This is a genomic window from Enterococcus sp. AZ050 (genome assembly GCF_051715085.1).
Taxonomy (GTDB): Bacteria; Bacillota; Bacilli; order Lactobacillales; family Enterococcaceae; genus Enterococcus; species Enterococcus faecalis.
In genome coordinates, this window is the sequence record NZ_JBIOTC010000001.1 from 123,002 (window position 1) to 142,561 (window position 19,560).

At 37.3% G+C, this 19,560-nt stretch carries 19 protein-coding genes; 18 read left to right on the top strand and 1 reads right to left on the bottom strand.

Features of this window, described 5'->3' with window-relative positions; genetic code table 11:
• Positions 1 to 157: 157 nt before the first annotated feature.
• From IGJ04_RS00590 to IGJ04_RS00605, 4 genes are all read left to right on the top strand, one after another.
• Positions 158 to 832, top strand: a complete 675-nt coding sequence (locus IGJ04_RS00590; RefSeq protein ID WP_438839777.1) for a metal-dependent hydrolase — start codon at positions 158 to 160, stop codon at positions 830 to 832.
• A gap of 9 nt (positions 833 to 841) precedes the next feature.
• On the top strand, positions 842 to 2,161 hold the full coding sequence (locus IGJ04_RS00595) for a DRTGG domain-containing protein (RefSeq protein ID WP_438839778.1): 1,320 nt from the start codon (positions 842 to 844) through the stop codon (positions 2,159 to 2,161).
• Positions 2,162 to 2,174: 13 nt separating this feature from the next.
• Complete coding sequence (locus IGJ04_RS00600; protein WP_002357742.1) at positions 2,175 to 3,128, top strand: DHH family phosphoesterase; 954 nt, start codon at positions 2,175 to 2,177, stop codon at positions 3,126 to 3,128.
• A 113-nt stretch (positions 3,129 to 3,241) separates the two neighbouring features.
• On the top strand, positions 3,242 to 3,580 hold the full coding sequence (locus IGJ04_RS00605) for a zinc ribbon domain-containing protein YjdM (protein WP_002357741.1): 339 nt from the start codon (positions 3,242 to 3,244) through the stop codon (positions 3,578 to 3,580).
• Positions 3,581 to 3,640: 60 nt separating this feature from the next.
• On the opposite strand, the gene IGJ04_RS00610 is transcribed toward IGJ04_RS00605, so the two are convergent.
• The gene (locus IGJ04_RS00610; protein WP_438840336.1) at positions 3,641 to 4,039 is read right to left on the bottom strand and encodes a hypothetical protein; all 399 of its coding nucleotides are present in this window, start codon (positions 4,037 to 4,039) and stop codon (positions 3,641 to 3,643) included.
• Positions 4,040 to 4,094: 55 nt separating this feature from the next.
• Between IGJ04_RS00610 and IGJ04_RS00615 the strand changes: the two genes are divergently transcribed.
• The 14 genes from IGJ04_RS00615 (at position 4,095) to IGJ04_RS00680 (ending at position 19,560) form a co-directional block, all read left to right on the top strand.
• Entirely contained in the window at positions 4,095 to 5,276 is a 1,182-nt protein-coding gene (locus IGJ04_RS00615) for a VanZ family protein (RefSeq protein WP_438839779.1), read from the top strand.
• A gap of 53 nt (positions 5,277 to 5,329) precedes the next feature.
• Positions 5,330 to 6,688, top strand: coding sequence for a DEAD/DEAH box helicase (locus tag IGJ04_RS00620; RefSeq protein ID WP_002385937.1), 1,359 nt, complete (start codon positions 5,330 to 5,332; stop codon positions 6,686 to 6,688).
• Positions 6,689 to 7,236: 548 nt separating this feature from the next.
• A complete protein-coding gene (locus tag IGJ04_RS00625; RefSeq protein WP_438839780.1) occupies positions 7,237 to 7,920 on the top strand; it encodes a helix-turn-helix domain-containing protein in 684 nt (227 codons plus the stop codon).
• Between the two features lie 345 nt (positions 7,921 to 8,265).
• Complete coding sequence (gene alaS, locus IGJ04_RS00630; protein WP_002357736.1) at positions 8,266 to 10,908, top strand: alanine--tRNA ligase; 2,643 nt, start codon at positions 8,266 to 8,268, stop codon at positions 10,906 to 10,908.
• Positions 10,909 to 11,110: 202 nt separating this feature from the next.
• Positions 11,111 to 11,827, top strand: coding sequence for a tRNA (adenine(22)-N(1))-methyltransferase (locus IGJ04_RS00635; protein ID WP_010775808.1), 717 nt, complete (start codon positions 11,111 to 11,113; stop codon positions 11,825 to 11,827).
• Entirely contained in the window at positions 11,811 to 12,929 is a 1,119-nt protein-coding gene (locus IGJ04_RS00640; protein WP_002413840.1) for a Nif3-like dinuclear metal center hexameric protein, read from the top strand. Before IGJ04_RS00635 ends, IGJ04_RS00640 begins: the two co-directional genes overlap by 17 nt.
• Positions 12,930 to 12,958: 29 nt before the next feature.
• Positions 12,959 to 14,188, top strand: a complete 1,230-nt coding sequence (gene pepT, locus IGJ04_RS00645) for a peptidase T (protein WP_002360428.1) — start codon at positions 12,959 to 12,961, stop codon at positions 14,186 to 14,188.
• Positions 14,189 to 14,333: 145 nt separating this feature from the next.
• On the top strand, positions 14,334 to 14,600 hold the full coding sequence (locus tag IGJ04_RS00650; protein ID WP_002357729.1) for a DUF1294 domain-containing protein: 267 nt from the start codon (positions 14,334 to 14,336) through the stop codon (positions 14,598 to 14,600).
• 19 nt (positions 14,601 to 14,619) lie between these two features.
• Complete coding sequence (locus IGJ04_RS00655) at positions 14,620 to 15,648, top strand: lysylphosphatidylglycerol synthase transmembrane domain-containing protein (RefSeq protein ID WP_002371843.1); 1,029 nt, start codon at positions 14,620 to 14,622, stop codon at positions 15,646 to 15,648.
• Positions 15,649 to 15,787: 139 nt separating this feature from the next.
• Positions 15,788 to 16,363 carry a molybdenum cofactor guanylyltransferase gene (locus tag IGJ04_RS00660; protein WP_368554031.1) on the top strand — a complete coding sequence of 192 codons (576 nt, stop codon included), beginning with the start codon at positions 15,788 to 15,790 and terminating at the stop codon, positions 16,361 to 16,363.
• A 15-nt stretch (positions 16,364 to 16,378) separates the two neighbouring features.
• Positions 16,379 to 17,203 carry a formate/nitrite transporter family protein gene (locus tag IGJ04_RS00665; RefSeq protein WP_438839781.1) on the top strand — a complete coding sequence of 275 codons (825 nt, stop codon included), beginning with the start codon at positions 16,379 to 16,381 and terminating at the stop codon, positions 17,201 to 17,203.
• Complete coding sequence (locus tag IGJ04_RS00670; protein ID WP_002378323.1) at positions 17,193 to 17,774, top strand: hypothetical protein; 582 nt, start codon at positions 17,193 to 17,195, stop codon at positions 17,772 to 17,774. The genes IGJ04_RS00665 and IGJ04_RS00670 overlap by 11 nt, the downstream gene beginning before the upstream one ends.
• Complete coding sequence (locus IGJ04_RS00675; protein WP_002357722.1) at positions 17,762 to 18,250, top strand: NADH-quinone oxidoreductase subunit NuoE family protein; 489 nt, start codon at positions 17,762 to 17,764, stop codon at positions 18,248 to 18,250. The genes IGJ04_RS00670 and IGJ04_RS00675 overlap by 13 nt, the downstream gene beginning before the upstream one ends.
• Positions 18,251 to 18,261: 11 nt before the next feature.
• The gene (locus tag IGJ04_RS00680) at positions 18,262 to 19,560 is read left to right on the top strand and encodes a complex I 51 kDa subunit family protein (RefSeq protein WP_438839782.1); all 1,299 of its coding nucleotides are present in this window, start codon (positions 18,262 to 18,264) and stop codon (positions 19,558 to 19,560) included.

Below are 19,560 nucleotides of genomic sequence, written 5' to 3' on the forward strand. Positions count from 1 at the left end.
CTTTACTAGCTAAGAAAATAAGCAAATGCGATTGTATATTTCTAATTCTCTGTTACAATAAAGAAAGTAAACTGTACTAAACTGTACTACTTTTAAGAATGAATTTGACGATTAATTATCATAAGAGTGTGTAGAAAATACCGTAGGAGGAATACAAATGGAACTGATAGGACATGGACATTCATGTATTGAAATTCGTCTAAACGACGGCACGAACCTTTTATTTGATCCTTTTATTAATGGCAACCCTTTAGCGGACGTTTCACTTGAAGATTTACACCCTGATTACATCTTAATCACTCACGGACACAGCGATCATATTGGCGATATGCTAGCAATTGCTCAAGCCAACAAGGCAACGATTATTGCGATAGCTGAAGTGACTACGTATGCGCAGTCGCAAGGGGTAAAAGCGCATGGAATGAATCTAGGTGGGCGTTATGTCTTTCCTTTTGGTTCGGTTAAATTTGTGCCAGCTTTGCATAGTTCCGGTTATGAAATAGACGGCGTAATGACCTACATGGGCGAAGCAAGTGGGATTATTTTAGAAGCAGAAGATAAAAAAATTTATCACGCTGGTGATACGGCGTTGTTTTCAGATATGCGCCTTTTTGCAAAAGACAAATCCATTGATGTAGCGTTCTTACCAATTGGCGATAATTACACGATGGGACCAGAGGATGCGCTAGAAGCAGTCTCTTACTTAAATCCCGAAATAACCATTCCAATTCATTACAATACCTTTCCTGTTATCCAACAAAATCCAGCAATATTCGTAGAGCAAGTAGTTGGCGGGAAAGTATTAAACCCAGGAGAGACGATCCTAGTTTAGGAGGAAATTATGGCGACGAAACATGATCAAATTTTAAAACATATTGAAGAATTACCAATTGGCGATCGAATCTCTGTTCGAAGCATTGCCAAAAGTTTAAGTGTTAGTGAAGGAACAGCGTATCGGGCCATCAAAGATGCAGAAAATATTGGGCTTGTTTCCACCATTCAACGTGTTGGTACGATACGAATTGAGCGGAAGTTAAAAAAACATATTGAAAAATTAACATTTGGTGAAGTGGTCCGGATTATTGAAGGGGATGTGTTAGGCGGTAGCTCTGGTCTAGACAAAGTCCTTAATAAATTTGTAATTGGTGCGATGACAGAAACCGCGATGACGCGATATATTACTCCCGGATCCTTAATGATTGTTGGTAACCGCCAAGGTGTGCAAAAGCTTGCTTTAGAAAATGGGGCAGCCGTTTTAATTACAGGTGGATTTGAAACATCTGAAGAGATTGCGCAGTTAGCAGATCGTCTGGGTATGCCTGTCTTGAGAACCACATATGATACATTTACTGTGGCTACTATGATTAACCGTGTTTTAAGTGATCAGCTGATTAAAAAAGACATTTTACTCGTCAGTGATATTTATACAGCGCTTGAAAAAACCAATTATTTATTGACAACTCAGACGATTGCAGATTATCAGGCATTATCTGAAAGTACCCATCATTCTCGTTTCCCAGTAGTAAATAAGAAATTACGTTTAGTGGGGATTGTCACAGCCAAAGATGTCATTGGTAAAAGTGAACATTTAACCGTGGATAAAGTCATGACAAAGGATCCCAATGTTGTGAAAAAGATGATGAGTGTAGCGAGTGTCAGTCATCAAATGATTTGGGATGGTCTAGAAGTCATGCCGGTGGTGGAAGATGATTTAGCGCTTGTTGGGATTGTTTCTCGCCAAGATGTGATGAAAGCTATGCAATTGGTGCAACGACAACCACAAATTGCAGATACAATTTCAGATCAAATTTCCGGGGAAGTGATGCCTGTTGAAGAAAATGGCAAAGAAACAACCCGTTTTCGTTTTTCGGTTGCGCCCCAAATGGTTAACAGTGTTGGTACCATCTCGTTCGGTGTCCTAAGTGAAATTATTTCTAACGTGACACAACGAACAATGTTGATGAATCAAAAAAGAAATGTACTAATTGAACAAGTGAATCTACATTATTTGCGGCTAATCCAGTTGGAAAGTGAATTGGACATTCGTCCACGGATTTTAGAAATTGGTCGTCGCTCTGCAAAATTAGATATTGAAGTTTATTTAGAAAATGTCATTGTGGCAAAAGCAATTGTTGTTTGCCAAGTGATGGAGAGAACGTAGGAGGCTACAAAGAATGGACGTAGTAAAAGAAATTATGGCAGCAATTAAACAATATGAAACAATTATTATTCATAGACATCAAAGGCCCGACCCAGATGCGATTGGCTCACAGGTTGGGTTAGCAGAACTCTTAAGAGCGAGCTTTCCTGAAAAAAATATTTATCAAGTAGGCGGACCAGTGGAAGGCTTAGAGTTTTTAGCTGAAATGGATGTCATTACTGACGATGTCTATCGAGGTGCATTAGTCATTGTAACAGATACTGCAAATGCTCCACGAATTAGTGATGCGCGTTTTTCTTTAGGCGATCAATTAATTAAAATCGATCATCATCCGAATGATGAACCCTATGGAGATTTAGTTTGGGTGAATACAAATGCAAGTAGTTGTAGTGAAATTATTGTTGATTTTTGGCAACAGCATTTAGCAGAATTAACGATGACAGATAATGCAGCTCGTTTATTGTATGCTGGGATTGTGGGGGATACAGGACGTTTTCTTTATCCTTCCACTTCGGCGCATACACTCGCTGTCGCTGCGCAATTGCGTACGTTTAACTTTAATGCCGCAGACTTAAATCGTGAGTTAGACCAAATGCCTTTAAAGGTTGCTAAATTAGCGGGTTATATTTATCAAAATTTAGAAATCGACGCAAATGGCGCTGCTCGTGTCGTTTTACCACAAAGTATTTTAAACAGTTATGATATTGTCGATTCTGAAACGGCAGCCATTGTTTCAATGCCAGGAAAAATTGAAGATGTTCTCTCATGGGCAATCTTTGTTGAACAGCCGGAAGGTTATTATCGCGTTCGGTTACGTTCCAAAGGGCCAATCATTAATACAATTGCTAAAAAACATCATGGCGGCGGCCATCCTTTGGCAAGTGGCGCTAATGCACGTGATGCGGCTGAAATTGAAGTGATTTACCAAGAAATCCAAGCAGCTTGCCAAGAGTGGGCTCAAAAATAAATAAGTAATTAGAAAGTAGTTATCGGACGTTGATAAATCATTAGGACTACTTTTCATTCACTAGAAAATAAGGTAAAATGAAAAAGAATTATTTTTTACAAAGGAGAACGTTAATGACAGAGCAATTACCAAACTGCCCTGAATGTGGGTCGGCATATGCCTATGAAGATCGCGGATTATTTATTTGTCCAGAATGCGGTCATGAATGGTCACCAACAGAAGAAGTTGCAGAAGAAGGCTTAGTAGTCAAGGACTCAAATGGCAATCTTTTAGCGGATGGTGACAGTGTTACTGTAATCAAAGATTTGAAAGTTAAAGGTGCCAGTGGCGCAATTAAACAAGGCACAAAAGTGAAAAACATTCGTTTAGTGGAAGGTGATCATAACATCGATTGTAAGGTAGATGGCTTTGGTCCAATGAAGTTAAAATCAGAGTTTGTTAAGAAAAATTAAATTTCATTTGAATGATGAGACAGTAAGAGTCTAGGACGCAACCAACGTCCTAGACTCTTACTAATGTTTATCGGTCTTGTATTTTATCATTGAACGAAGGCCGTGCCAAGCGTTGTAAAGTGTGAGGATTAACCCGATACCTAAAGGAATCCATAACCATTGCGGAGAATAAGCGGCATCTTTTAACGTTTCAGGGTTGATGGTCCATGATTCTTGCAATACTTGGAAACTAAAAACCATGAGAAATGTTGAAATAAGTAATAAAATAAACCGTAAATAATGAATCGTTGTTTGACGGTGAATCAGTGCAAAGAGTAAGTAGAGCACAAGTAAAAATAGCGGCACTCCAAACGCAAAATATGGCTGTAACATGAGAACGTCCTCCTTTTTCTTAATGATACTGCAAAGAAGAGGATTTGCAAAATAAAATTTATTGTTGGTACATTTTTTTAGAAACAAGTATAGTGTTATTGAGGCATTCATACTTGAAATTGTTTATCTTGGAGGAATTTTTATGGCAGTATATAGCGAACCAATTAAATGGGCAATCATTATTTTCCCGTTTCTAGCATTTTTTATTTCTGGGGCATTATTAATCTATGAATACCGCAAATATGGTTCCTTTGTTTGGACACGAGCAATGATTTTGTATTCATTTGTTTTTTATTTATTATGTGCCTATTTCTTGGTAATTTTACCGTTGCCATCTCGGGCAGAAGTGGCTCAATACACAGGACCAACAATGGAACTGCGGCCTTTTCATTTTATTTCAGGGATTTTAAATGAAACTGTTTTTTCGCTCAAAGATCCTAGTACGTATTTGCCAGCATTAAAACAGCATGCCGTTTTAGAACCACTGTTTAATGTTTTATTAGTTTTACCTTTTGGTGTGTATTTACGGTATTATTTCAAATGTTCATTTTTAAAAACAGTTCTTGCGAGTTTTTTATTGTCATTATTTTTTGAATTAACACAGTTATCTGGCCTTTATTTTATTTATCCACGTTCGTATCGCTTGGCGGATGTCAATGATTTAATTAATAATACCGTCGGAGGCATGGTCGGTTATTGGTTGACGCCGCTCTTTACCTTTTTATTGCCAACAAGAGAAGAAATTGATGCCACCTCTTATGAAAAAGGGCAAACAGTTAGCCTGTTAAGATGTTTCTTTGCATGGGGGATTGATTGGTTGGTGATTGGCTTTGTGCAAGGCCTGCTCGTTTTTGGACTAAATTTCATTCCAGCTTATAAAAATTGGGCAACCAATTATCCGATTTTTTCAGATCGGACGTGGTTCTTTATCATGGTGTTTGCGGTCTTTATCGTCATGATGAAACTGACAAATGGTCAAACGTTAGGGAAAAAAGTTGTTCGCATTCGGGTGGTTGAAACAGGACATGAAAAAATTCGTTTAAAAGCCTTGTTTGTTCGCTACGGTTATTTGTATTTTGTGTATGGTTTAATTAGTATTTATCTAGCTAATGCCGCTGATTTATTGAATTCTTCTAATCGGATGTTGCAAATGGTGTCACTGCTTCTGTATTTGTTCTGTTTAATTTTATATTTACTATTTTTGATCAACGTTTTGTTAACCTTGATTCGTAAAAAACGGCGTTTGTTTTATGAAAAAGCCAGCCATACTTATACAGTCAGTACATTAGAAGTTGCGAAAACAAAGGAATCAGCAGGTGAGTAAAAGTTGTTTTTGTGTTATAATGCCAAAGTGCATAAAGAATTTAACGAGAAGAGGTGAGGCAAGTGCCTTCATTTAAACAATTTCAATTTCAACCTTTTATCAACGAAGCACTCGCAGAAAAAGGGTTTGAAGAACCAACAGAAGTCCAAGAAAAATTAATCCCAATCATTAAGAAAGGGAAAAGTGTCATTGGACAATCGCAAACAGGAAGTGGAAAGACGCATACTTTTTTACTTCCATTAATGGATAAAGTTAAGCCAACTATCGACGAAGTACAAATTGTGATTACTGCGCCTAGTCGTGAATTAGCCAATCAAATTTATCAAGAAGCGCAGCAACTGGCTCGTTTCAGTCAACCAGAAATTCGCGTGTCAAATTTTGTTGGCGGAACAGATAAACAACGTCAATTAAATAAATTAAAGCATCAGCAACCTCATGTGGTGATTGGTACACCAGGGCGTATTTTAGATATGATGAATGAACAAGCCTTGAAAGTGCATACGGCTTTTGCCTTTGTTGTCGATGAAGCAGACATGACATTAGATATGGGCTTTTTAGCAGAAGTCGATCAAATTGCTGGCCGTTTGCCAGAAAAATTACAAATGCTCGTTTTTTCTGCAACCATTCCAGAAAAATTACGACCATTCTTAAAAAAATATTTAGAAAATCCAGTGATTGAACATATCAAACCAAAAGCAGTTATTTCAGAAACAATTGACAATTGGTTGATTTCCACCAAAGGAAAAAACAGCAATCAAATAATTTATCAATTATTGACTATCGGGCATCCTTATTTAGCGATTGTTTTTGCAAATACTAAACAAAGAGTTGATGAAATCACCGATTACTTAAAAGATCAGGGCCTAAAAGTTGCCAAAATTCATGGAGACATCACACCACGCGAAAGAAAACGTGTGATGCGTCAAGTTCAAAATCTTGACTACCAATATGTGGTAGCTACTGATTTAGCCGCGCGTGGGATTGATATTGAAGGGGTTTCACATGTCATCAATGCAGAAGTTCCACATGAATTGGACTTCTTTATCCATCGGGTTGGCCGCACAGGACGTAATGGATTGAATGGGACTGCCATAACATTATATTCACCAGCAGATGATGAAGCGATTACTCAGATTGAGCAGTTAGGTGTTTCTTTCAAACCAAAAGAAATTAAAAATGGTGAGATTGTAGAGACGTATGATCGCAATCGTCGAACAAAACGAGAAAAATCTCGAGAAGAATTAGACCCAACGTTAATTGGTTTAGTGAAAAAGAAAAAGAAAAAAATTAAACCAGGATACAAGAAAAAAATTAATTGGGCAATTGAAGACAGCAATAAGAAAAAACGTAAAATTGAACGTCGTCAAAAAGATCGTTCTGCTAGAAAAGCAAAAAAGAATTCTTCTAACTAACATTGTTGTGGATTATTTAAAGTAAGGGACGAGAATCGTAAAGATTCTCGTCCCTTACTTTTTTATATGATAAATATTTAAGTCACTTTTAAAATAACTCTTTTTTTAAAGTGACTATTGCTAAAAGTAGAGAAATTTACCGATTAATTGTAAAGATTTTTGTTAAAAACATCAAAATGTTAGTGTTTAGAACCAACATTTTGATGTTTTCTCAAGAAAAAAATGATAAAATTACAGATTTTTTGGCATGTTTTAGCAAAAAGTAGGAAGTTTCGGCCTTTTTTTTGTAAAAAAATCGGCTTTATTAGTTGATATTAAAGGAAATTCATTTTTTTTTACGGAGGATAAAAAAATTTCACACACAAAAAAATGCATTTTCTAATATAATATAAATAACCACTAAAATAAAGAATAAAGGAGCGAAGAGAGATGAAGATAAAAAGGTATTTATTAATCAATCGCTGGAGGAAACACGCGATTTGGTAACGTATTTTGATCGGTGCGTTTAGTTATGGGTAACAGAAAGAAGTTCTAGGAGGAAAGAAAAAATGAGAAGGATTTTGGTATTAACAAAGAACATTTTAGTTGAGCAAACATTTCAGCAGCAATTACAATATTTAAATTATGAAGTCTTTTGTACAAACTGCTTTGAAGAAACTGTAGAACACGAGTTAACTTTTTTTAATTATTTTGATGCAATTGTGTTAAGCGAAACACTTTCTCAGAACGATTGCTTGAGATTATTAGGAAGTCTTTCATCATTAGAGAAGCCGATTTATCGACGTTCACAATCGATGTGTAATAAACGTGAAGCAGAGATTTGGCAGGAAAGAGGTATTATCCGGTGGTTAGGCCTCAAAGATTCATTGGAAGATATTCGTGAAAAAATTGACACTGTCGATCAAAGTTTTGCCGAAGTAACAGCCGAGCTACTTGATGACCAAGTAAAAAAGATTCGCTTTACAAAAAACGAGCAACGCTTTTTAAAAATCTTGTATCAGCATGCCCATGAAGGGTTGGATCGTGATCAAATTTGTCGCTTGCTTTGGCAGAAAGAACCAGATGCTTCTACAAAATCGCAGCTGTCTTTCGTATGTAAACGAGTGAAACAAAAATTTAGTGATGCAGGTATGAACGAAGAGATTATTACAACCTCTTGGGGAAAAGGGTATCAAATAAATGAACAAATTTTGCCTTATTTAGAGCAAACGTTATTTGAAACAGCTCAGTAAGGAAAGATTCCTACGAAAACAATTGACTTTTTAGCAGATCTTTCTTATACTTTTGACTATAAGCTAAAGGATATGAGGAATCTTATTTTGATCACAGAAAGCCGTTCATTGCTGAGAGAAGGGCATCAGATAAATTTACTTGCTCCCTTTAGATGGACTTGATAGAAATATCAACGCGACTCTGCGTTATAGAGCTTAAGAGGTAATGATCCAACATCATTGCAATCAAGGTGGTACCGCGAGCAATCGTCCTTGACTGCAATGGTGTTTTTTGTGTTCACAATCTGCCACTTAAGAGGGTACAAAATATAAATAGTTAATTATTAATAGAAAGTAGGAAAATCAATGAAAGAATTAACAAGTAGTCAAGTTCGCCAAATGTATTTAGACTTCTTTAAGTCTAAAGGACATTCAGTAGAACCAAGCGCTTCTTTAGTACCAGTAAACGATCCAACATTATTATGGATTAACTCTGGTGTTGCAACCTTGAAAAAATATTTTGATGGCTCTGTTGTGCCAGAAAATCCAAGAATTACGAATGCTCAAAAATCTATTCGTACAAATGATATTGAGAATGTTGGGAAAACGGCTCGTCATCATACAATGTTTGAAATGTTAGGGAACTTCTCAATTGGAGATTATTTTAAAAATGAAGCGATTCACTGGGCCTGGGAATTTTTAACTGGTGCTGAATGGCTTGCTTTTGACCCAGAAAAATTATATGTGACTGTTTATCCGAAAGATACAGAAGCAAAACGCATTTGGCGTGATGAAGTTGGTTTATCTGAAGACCATATTATTGATGTAGAAGATAACTTCTGGGATATCGGTGCTGGTCCAAGTGGTCCGGATACGGAAATCTTTTATGATCGCGGCGAAGAATTTTTAGATATTCCAGAAGATGATCCAGAAAATTATCCTGGTGGCGAAAATGAACGCTATTTAGAAATTTGGAACTTAGTGTTCTCTGAATTTAACCATACACCAGAAGATACGTATGAACCATTACCACATAAAAACATTGATACGGGGATGGGCTTGGAACGTGTTGTATCTATCATTCAAGATGCACCAACAAATTTTGAAACTGATTTATTTATGCCAATCATTCATGCGGTAGAAGCTTTAGGAACCAACGTGAAATATGGAGATGCACCACAAACGGATGTTTCCTTTAAAGTGATTGCTGACCATATTCGTGCTTTATCCTTTGCAATTGGTGATGGTGCGCTTCCTTCAAATGAAGGTCGTGGCTATGTGTTACGTCGTTTATTACGTCGTGCGGTAATGCACGGCAAAAAATTAGGCATTAATGAAGCCTTTTTATACAAATTAGTGCCTGTTGTTGGCGAAATCATGGTAAGCTACTATCCAGAAGTATTACAACAAAAAGACTTCATCGAAAAAGTGGTTCGGACAGAAGAAGAACGTTTCCATGAAACCATCAATGAAGGTTTAAGCATGTTAAATGAGGTTATTAAAGAAGTTAAAGATGCAAAAGGCGATACATTAGATGGAAAAATTATCTTCAAACTTTATGATACTTTTGGCTTCCCCGTAGAATTAACGGAAGAAGTTGCAGAAGATGAAGGCTTGAAAGTCGATCATGCTGGGTTTGAAACAGAAATGGAAGCACAGCGTGAACGTGCTCGTTCTGCCCGCAGTAAAGAAACTTCAATGGGTGTTCAATCTGCTTTATTAACAGATATTAAAGTAGAAAGTAAATTTGTTGGCTATACAGAATTAACACATGATAGTGAATTATTTGTTATTATTCAAGGTGACGCACTAGTAAATGAAGCATCTGCAGGAACAGCCGAATTAATTTTTGCTGAAACACCATTTTATGCTGAAATGGGTGGACAAATTGCTGACCGCGGCTATGTAAAAAATACCGCAGGGGAAGTCGTTGCCAACGTGGTGGATGTGAAAAAAGCACCAAACGGTCAATTTTTACACAAAGTAGAAGTTTTGGCGCCATTAGCAGAAGGTCAAATTTATCAATTGCAAGTGGACGAACGGATGCGGACACGTATTTTGAAAAACCATACGGCAACCCATTTATTGCATCGTGCTTTAAAAGATGTGTTAGGGGAGCATGCCAACCAAGCAGGCTCATTAGTTGCACCAGGACATCTACGTTTTGACTTTACTCATTTTGGGCAAGTTACATCAGAAGAACTAGCGCGGATGGAAGCCATCGTTAACGAAAAAATCTGGGAAGCTATTCCTGTTGTCACAATTGAAACAGATATTGATACAGCGAAAAACATGGGCGCAATGGCGTTATTTGGCGAAAAATATGGCAAAGAAGTCCGTGTAGTTAATATTGGGGATTACTCTATCGAATTATGTGGTGGAACACATGTTGCTAATACAGAAGATATCGGGATTTTCAAAATTGTTTCTGAATCTGGGATTGGTGCAGGAGTACGCCGTATTGAGGCAGTGACGAGTAAAGAAGCGTATCAACTTTTACAAGAAGAAGAACGTCAATTGAAAGAGATTGCTACACTAGTTAAATCACCTCAATTAAAAGAAGTGGTTACGAAAACAGAGCAATTGCAACAACAATTACGTGATCTACAAAAAGAAAACGAACAATTGGCAGGCAAATTAGCGAACCAACAAGCTGGTGACATTTTTAAAGATGTCAAAGACATCAACGGTGTTCGTTATATTGCCGCTCAAGTCAATGTTAAAGACATGAATCAATTACGCCAATTGGCCGACCAATGGAAACAAAAAGAATTGTCTGATGTACTAGTTCTGGCAACTGCACAAGATGAAAAAGTAAGCTTGTTAGCGGCTATGACAAAAGACATGAACGGAAAAGGCTTAAAAGCCGGTGACTTAATCAAAGCAATTGCGCCAAAAGTTGGCGGTGGCGGCGGTGGTCGTCCTGATATGGCTCAAGCTGGTGGAAAAAATCCAGCAGGGATTGCGGATGCCTTAGCAGAAGTTGAAAACTGGTTGGCAAATGCCTAATTAAAAATGTTTTCCCTATTATTAATATAAGGAGAATGCTCTTTATAGCAATAATGACAGCCCTCTTCAAAGTTATGAAATTGATTTTGAAGGGGGTTCTTTTTTATAAGTGATTACGGAGAGAAAACAGTAGATTGCACGAATGTGTAAGTTTTCATCTTCAATTGACAATGGTATAATAAGCAACGGAGGAATCAAAAATATGAATGAAAATCAATTATCAAAACGTCTCGCAACGGTTGGTGATTTAATCCCTAGAGGAAGTCGCTTAGCAGACATTGGTTCAGACCATGCTTATTTACCAGTTGCTTTAATGTTAGAAAATAAACTGTCTTTTGCTGTGGCTGGGGAAGTGGTGGAAGGCCCCTATCAATCTGCCAAAACCCAAGTCAGTAAATCCAATTTGACGGATAAAATTATCGTACGTTTAGCGAACGGGCTAGATGCAATTGAACCTGAAGATCAAATAGACGTCATTAGTATTTGTGGAATGGGCGGCACATTAATCCGAGATATTTTAGAAGCTGGACGCAAAAAAAATCGTTTAACAGGGAAGGAACGCCTTGTTTTACAACCGAATATTGGTGAACCAACTTTACGTCGCTGGTTAATGGTAAACGACTACAGTATTATTGATGAAACAATCGTGGAAGAAAACCGTAAATTGTATGAAATTATCGTAGCCGAAAAAACAGAGCAATCCGTTTCTTATACGGACCAAGAATTACTATTTGGGCCAGTTTTAATTAAAAAACAAGGACCGGTTTTTACTAAAAAATGGCAACGAGAATTAAAACAGCGCAAAACTGTTCTTGCACAACTAGCAAAAGCAAGTGGAGAACATATTGAAAAACAAGCGAAACTACAGCAAGACCAACAATTAATTGAGGAGGTACTGACCAATGGCTGTGAACGGTAAGACATTGATTCGACGCTTCAATGACTATTGTCCCGAGTGGCTAGCAGAAACGGGAGATCCTGTGGGCTTGCACATTGGTACGTTAGATAAACCAATTGAAAATGTGATGGTTACCTTAGATGTTCGTCCTGAGGTCGTTGCAGAAGCAATTGAGAAGCAGGTTGATTTGATTATTGCGAAACACCCACCTATTTTCCGCCCAGTTAAGCGATTAACCACAGATAATTTTCAAGAAAAAATGTACGCTGATTTATTAAAACACGATATTGCTGTTTACGCAGCGCATACTAATATGGATATTATTGACAATGGCTTAAACGATTGGTTTTGTGAATTATTGGGAATTAAACAGACCACCTTTTTAACTAAAACACATACTGTTCCTTATAAAAAATTAGCCGTTTTTGTGCCAATTGATGAAGCTCCGCAAATGAGAGAAGCTTTAGGTCTAGCTGGCGCTGGAGCTCAAGGTGATTATTCTAAAACAAGTTACTCTTTAATTGGAACAGGACGTTTTACACCAACACAAGGAGCAAATCCCACGATTGGCGAAATTGGTCAAGAAAGTGTCGTCCAAGAAGCAAAAATCGAAGTGATTTTCCCTGAAACTAAACAAGAACAAGTTCTTGCAGCTATGTTACAGGCGCATCCTTATGAAGAACCGGCGTATGATGTTTATACCATTGAAAATCAATCAAAAGAATTTGGTTTAGGTCGGGTTGGAGTATTAGACAAGCCTGTGAGATTCTCTGATTTTGTACAGCAAGTCAAGGAAGCTTTCCAATTGGACGGCTTGCGGGTCATTGCAAAAGATGACACTAAAATGATTCAACGGGTAGCCATTTGTGGTGGAAGTGGTGAAAAATTCTATCATGATGCATTACGTAAACAAGCCGATGTCTATATTACTGGTGATGTGTATTATCATACGGCACATGACATGATTGCTGAAGATTTACCAGTTATCGATCCTGGTCATTACATTGAAGCGCTTTGTAAGCCAAAACTTGTGGAATTAATGAATCAATGGAAACAAGAAAATGAGTGGGCTGTATCCATTTTTGAATCAGAAGCGAATACCAACCCATTTCGTTTTAAATAAAAAAATGAAGATTAAAGGAGTGTTCTTTTATGTATGAAAATCTATTACCTCGTTTTTTACGCTATGTGAAAACAGAAACACGCTCAGATGCAACTAGCACAACGACACCATCAACACAAACACAAGTAGCCTTTGCACAAACCTTAAAAAAAGAATTAGAAGAATTAGGGATGAGCGATGTTATTTATAACGAAACAAATGGTTTTGTGATTGCTACGTTACCTAGTAACGTGGAGAAAGACGTTCGTTCAATCGGCTTTATTGCCCATATGGATACGGCTGATTTTAATGCAGTGAATGTTTCTCCGCAAATTGTTGAGAACTATGACGGAGAATCAACGATTCCTTTAGATAAAGAAGGCAAATTCACTTTAAATACGAAAGACTTTCCTAACTTAAAAAATTATCGTGGTGAAACACTTATCACAACCGATGGTACCACTTTATTAGGGGCTGATGATAAATCAGGTATTGCGGAAATAATGACAGCTATGGAATATTTAATTAATCACCCAGAAATTAAGCATGGCACCATTCGTGTGGCTTTCGGTCCTGACGAAGAAATTGGTGTAGGTGCCGACAAATTTGATGTCGCTCAATTTAACGTGGATTTTGCTTATACAATGGATGGTGGGCCAGTAGGTGAATTACAATTTGAAACGTTTAATGCGGCGCAAGCAGAAATTACAATTCAAGGGAAAAACGTTCATCCAGGAACGGCGAAAAATACAATGATTAATGCGTTACAACTAGGAATTGATTTCCATAATGCCTTACCTGCTGACGAAGTTCCAGAAAAAACAGCAGGTGAAGAAGGCTTTTATCATTTAGCAGCGTTTGCTGGAACGCCAGAAGAAGCTACAATGACGTATATTATTCGCGATCACAATCGCGAGATTTTTGAAGCACGTAAAGCTAAAATTAAAGAAATTCAGCAAACATTGAATGCACCATTTGATGAAGAACGAATCAAAGTTGATTTATTTGATCAATACTATAATATGCGAGAAGTGATTGAAAAAGATATGTCCATTGTCGAAATTGCTAAACAAGCAATGGAAGAATTGTCAATTCAACCAATTATTGAACCTGTTCGCGGTGGAACGGATGGCTCAAAAATTTCTTATTTAGGGATTCCAACACCAAATATCTTTGCTGGTGGCGAAAATATGCATGGCCGTTTTGAATTTGTTTCATTACAAGCCATGGAAAAAGCGACCAATGTGATTATTAAAATTGCTGAATTAAATGCAAAATAAATGAGGTACTCAATAGGAAAGTAAGAAAACGGGCAACCGAGAGCTTACTTTCCTGTTGTAGTTTCATGAGTCATTGAAAATTTTTTTGCAATTAGAATCAGAACAAGGTATCCTAGTACAGTAACTAGTTAGGAGGCCAGAAAGAATGCTTCAGTGGATAGTAATCATTTATTTCCTCGTCATTAATTTAGTATTGTTTAGTATGATGGGTTATGATAAAAAACAAGCAAAACGTGGGGACTGGCGTATTCCAGAACGCCGCTTATTGACGATAGGACTTGTCGGTGGCGGTCTAGGTGGGCTAATGGGACAAAAGAAATTTCATCATAAAACCCAAAAACCAGTTTTTGCATTGTGTTATTCAATTGGCGTAATCGCGATGATTAGTTGCATCTATCTAACGTTTAAGTAAGAACAAAAAAGGAGAAGCGATGAAAGGAAAAGTAAAAATTGGCTTAAATATGTTGTTAATGATTATCGTTTTAGGCGTAATCTTTTATGTCATGGATAATTCATTAAGTGATATTTTTGCTCAACTGATGGAAACGAGTTGGCTGGTGCTGATTGCTGTTATTTTTTTTGGAGTAGTTTATCAATTTGCAGAAGGGCGCTCAATCAAGGAAATAGCTCGTTATTTTAACAAAGACTTTACAACAGTGGATGTTTTTTTTACTTCTTGTTATGTAGCATTTTATCGGATTATTTCATTTGGCACGGGAACCTTGCTTTCAGAAATTTATTTTTATAAGAAAAAGGGAATTCCTGTTTCTAAAAGTGTGGGGATAACGGCATTACATATGATTATGTACAAAGCAGCCGTGATTTTTTTAGCAATTATTGGTTTGATTATTCAATTTTCCCTGTTTTATGAAAATGCGCCTAAGATGATTCCATTCATTTTAGCAGGTGTTATTTTAACATTAGTAATAATTGCAGCATTACTTATTTTATCTAGTAGCTTAAAGTTGCAAGTTTTATTGGTTAAGTTTGCCAATCGTTGGTTTAAACGACCAAAACTAAGAGATTGGGTGGATAATTGTAATTTACAAATCTATTCCTTGCGGGCGGCTGTCCAAACAATTACACAAGATCGCTCAGCGTTGCTTCGAATCTTTTCATGGAATGTATTTAAATTATTATTTTGGTACATTATTCCTTACATTGTTTTAGTAGAAAATCACCCGAATATTGATTTATTATTAGTGATGTCCTTTACCAGTTTTGCTGTTATTCTTTCAGGAGTTATTCCAACACCTGCTGGCATTGGTCCATTTGAATTTGTTTACTTATTGTTGTTTAAACCATTGGTCGGCAATGTTGATGCTGTAGCATCTGTTTTACTGTATCGATTTGGTAGCTTTGTGTTACCCTTTTTGATTGGCTTGGTTTATGTCGCCATTGAGAAACGAAAATCATTACGCATTGAGATTGAAGAAATAAAACGTCAAACAGATGAATAAGGTAGAACGAGAAAAAGAGCGACTCTTTTTCTCGTTCTTTTTTTTAAAAGGAATTGACTTGTACGAGGGATGTCTTATAATAGACTTAATACATGACTAAAAAATATTTTTTTGAACTAATAAAAATTGTGGTAAAGGGGTGGCGAAAATTATTGCTGATTGTACAGCAGTGCTGTTATGCGGCGGGAAAAGTTCACGGATGGGATTTGATAAAGCATTATTGAAAATTCAAGGCCAATACGTGATCTTGCAAACAGCTGAAAAGTTAATGGAACTGTTCGAAGAGGTTATTTTAGTAACGAATGATAGTCAAAAATTTCCTAAGGCGTTTAGAAAATGCACAATCATTCAAGATATGTATCTTGGAAAGGGGCCATTAGGTGGGATTGTGACAGCAATGAACTATACTCAGAAAGCTGAAGTGTTTGTAATTGCCTGTGATATACCAACTTTTTCTCCTAAACTTGTGTATCAGTTAGCCTCTAAGCGTGGACAAAATCAAGTAACAATCTTTGACTTTGAAGGTCGTCAAGAACCATTATTTGGCTTTTATCGATGTTCTTGTTTACCAACATTTCAAAAACAGCTTGCGCAAAATAACTATCAGATTCGCCAAGAATTTGAGCGCCTATCTGTAAAAATGGTGCAACTATCAAAAGAGAATCAACTTAAAAATGTCAATCGAAAAGAAGAATTGTCTCAGTGGTATCGATAAAAAGGAGGAATCGTAATGGATTTTTTCAGTAGTGAAGAAATAGTTGCAAGCTTAGGTGATAAGGCAAAAATGAAAGGGAAATTATCGTTTGTTCGACTCTGTATTTTAGGCATCATGGCTGGTTTTTGTATTGCACTGGGTTACTTGGCGTTTATTCGTATCACTGGAACCGCCCCCACAGAATGGGGAAGTTTTAACAACTTTCTGGGTGGAGCTTTATTTCCAGTTGGGTTGATAGCGCTTACTTTTGTTGGTGGTGAGTTAGCAACAGGCAATATGATGGTAATGACATTAGGCGTATTACAGAAAAAGGTTCGAGTGGGCGCTCTTTGTTATAACTGGCTAGTTGTTTTATTGACCAATTGTCTAGGCGGATTTCTTGTGGCGTATTTATTTGGCCATATTGTTGGGTTAACTGAAGGTGCGTTTCTGGATAAAACAGTCGCAGTTGCTCAGGCGAAAATTGCTGATCCACCGCTAGTTGCTTTTGTTTCAGGGATTGGCTGTAATATTTTTGTTTGTTTAGCGGTTTATCTCGGAGCGTTGGCAAAATCATATTTAGGTAAAATGTTTGGCTTGTGGTTTCCTGTCATGGTTTTCGTTGTTTGTGGGTTTCAACACGTGGTCGCCAATGCGTTTATTATTCCAGCGGCAATTTTTTCACAAAGCACCACAATCAGTTGGTGGGATTATTTGCAAAATACACTATGGGTATTTTTAGGCAATGCGGTAGGGGGCAGTCTTTTTATGGCCGTACCATTGCTCTTTATGACAAAACCAGCAACTGTCAAACCAAGAGTTGAGAAAACGATTCAGACGGAGGAGCTCTATGGCAATTGAGGTACCAAATATGATTCAAATTGGATCTACTGGTCGGAATAGTGGCAAAACGACATTAGCCGAAGCTCTTATTAAACAGTACCAAGAAGTCTATCCAATTTATGGCTTGAAGATTATTACGATTAGTGGTCAACGAGGGGTGTGTCAACGAGGCACAAAAGGATGCGGAATTTGTACCAGTATTACAGCTGGTTATGAATTAGTAGAAGAGCAAGAGACGATTGGCAATAAAGATACCATGAAATTATTAGCTGCAGGTTGTCAAAAAGTTTTTCTATTGAAAGTTTTTCAAGAAAATTTGGCGGAAGCCATTCAGCAATTTCTGAAAGCTGTGCCGGCCCAAGCATTAATCATTTGTGAATCAAATTCATTACGTAATGTTGTGCAGCCAGGACTATTTCTTATGATGAATAACCAGAATCGCCAAAAAGAATCAGCAAAAAATGTTATAGATAAAGCCGATTTTTGTTTACTATCTGCTGAAATACCAAAAGAATTGCGTATCTATTATCAAGGAGAACAACTTCAAGTTTCACTAAAAAGGGGGAATAAAAAGGAATGTGTGCATTAAGCTTAATTGAAAAAGAAGCGATTATTCTAGAAAACGATGCTGATCCACAACGAATTTTAAATATTTTAATTGAATTACAATTTGCTTCAGAGGAAGGATATATCGATCAGGAGACAGCTCAATTAGTTGCAGAGCATCTACATTTAACGGAAGCGCGAGTCTATGAAATCGTCAGTTTTTATGCCATTTTAAAGACGGAACCGCAAGCGAAGTATGTGTTGAAGATTTGTAACAGCACACCATGTCATTATACTGGTGGGGCGATGGTTGCCGAAGTTTTAGAAACTATTTTAGAAGTGCCAGAGAATCAGCCGACCCCAGATGGCTTATTTATGTATCACAGTATTCCTTGTATCGGGGCTTGTGATTTGGGTCCAGTAATTAAAATTAAGGACACCGTTTTTAGTCAACTAACAGAAGAGAAAATTTATCAATTAATTCAACATTTACAAAATGATTGCTATGAAGGATTGTAGGAGGTGAGTCAATGCTTAAGAGAAACAAACCAATGTTATTAGAGAGAATGGGAAAAATGCAATCTGCGACCGATGTTGCTGAATATTGTAAATACGATGGATTTGATGGTTTAAAAAGAGCAATTTCACTATCGGATGAAGAGATTTTAAACGAACTGGATGTTGCTCACTTAAGAGGTCGCGGTGGAGCAGCCTATCCTTTAGGAAAAAAATGGCGCCATCTTTATCATGCAAAAGGAACCACAAAGTACATTGTTTGTAATGCTGATGAAGGCGAACCAGGGACCTTTAAGGATAAAGTACTTTTATCTGAAGATCCATTGAGTGTGATTGAAGGAATGATCATTGCTGGCTATTTATTTTCAGCAAAAGCAGGTTATATTTATATGCGAGGAGAATATCGCAGAATCCAAAAAAAATTTCAAGAAGCACTCGATAATGCACGACAAGCTGGCTTTTTAGGGGAAAACATTTTAGGAATTGAAGGATTCAATTATGATATTACGATTATTTCTGGTGCCGGCGCCTATATTTGTGGGGAAAATTCAGCACTTTTAAATTCAATTGAAGGAAAAACGGGGCGGCCGCGTGTCAAACCGCCTCACTTAGCAGATGTTGGTTTATATTTGCAACCAACATTAGTGAATAATGTTGAATCATTTGCAAGTGTTCCTGTAATTTTACGAGAAGGTGGACAAGCCTTTTTAGAGATGGGTACTGCCGATGGTGGCGGCACAAAGCTAATTTGTTTGTCTGGACATATTAAAAATCGGGGCTTATACGAGGTCAACCTTGGAACACCATTAGAAGAAATAATTTATGGCGAGCAATACGGCGGAGGCTCTGCAACTGGTCGATCATTAAAATTTATTCACTTCGGTGGACAATCCGGTCCAATTGGTGCTGTCGCAACGTTAAGGGATTGTTTGTATTCTTACGAAGATTTATGGGCGCATGATTTATCTGTCGGCTCTGGCGCAATTGTAGTAATGGATGATTCAGTCAATGTTGTGGACTATTTAGTACACGTGGCGGCCTTTTTTGCTCATGAGTCCTGTGGTAAATGCACCCCTTGTCGATTGGGAACAACTAGGATTTTGGAATTATTGAGTAAATTCAATCGGAACGAGGCAACAGCTAGTGATTTGCCACGATTGGAAAAGATGCTCACGCATGTCACGCGATTATCAGCTTGTGGTTTGGGCCAATCCGTCGCAAATCCAATGAAGAGTGCATTGACTTTGTTTCCAGAAGAATTTGAAACGACTGCTGAAACAGAAATCTATGCCACCAGCAAAGGAGGTTGGTAA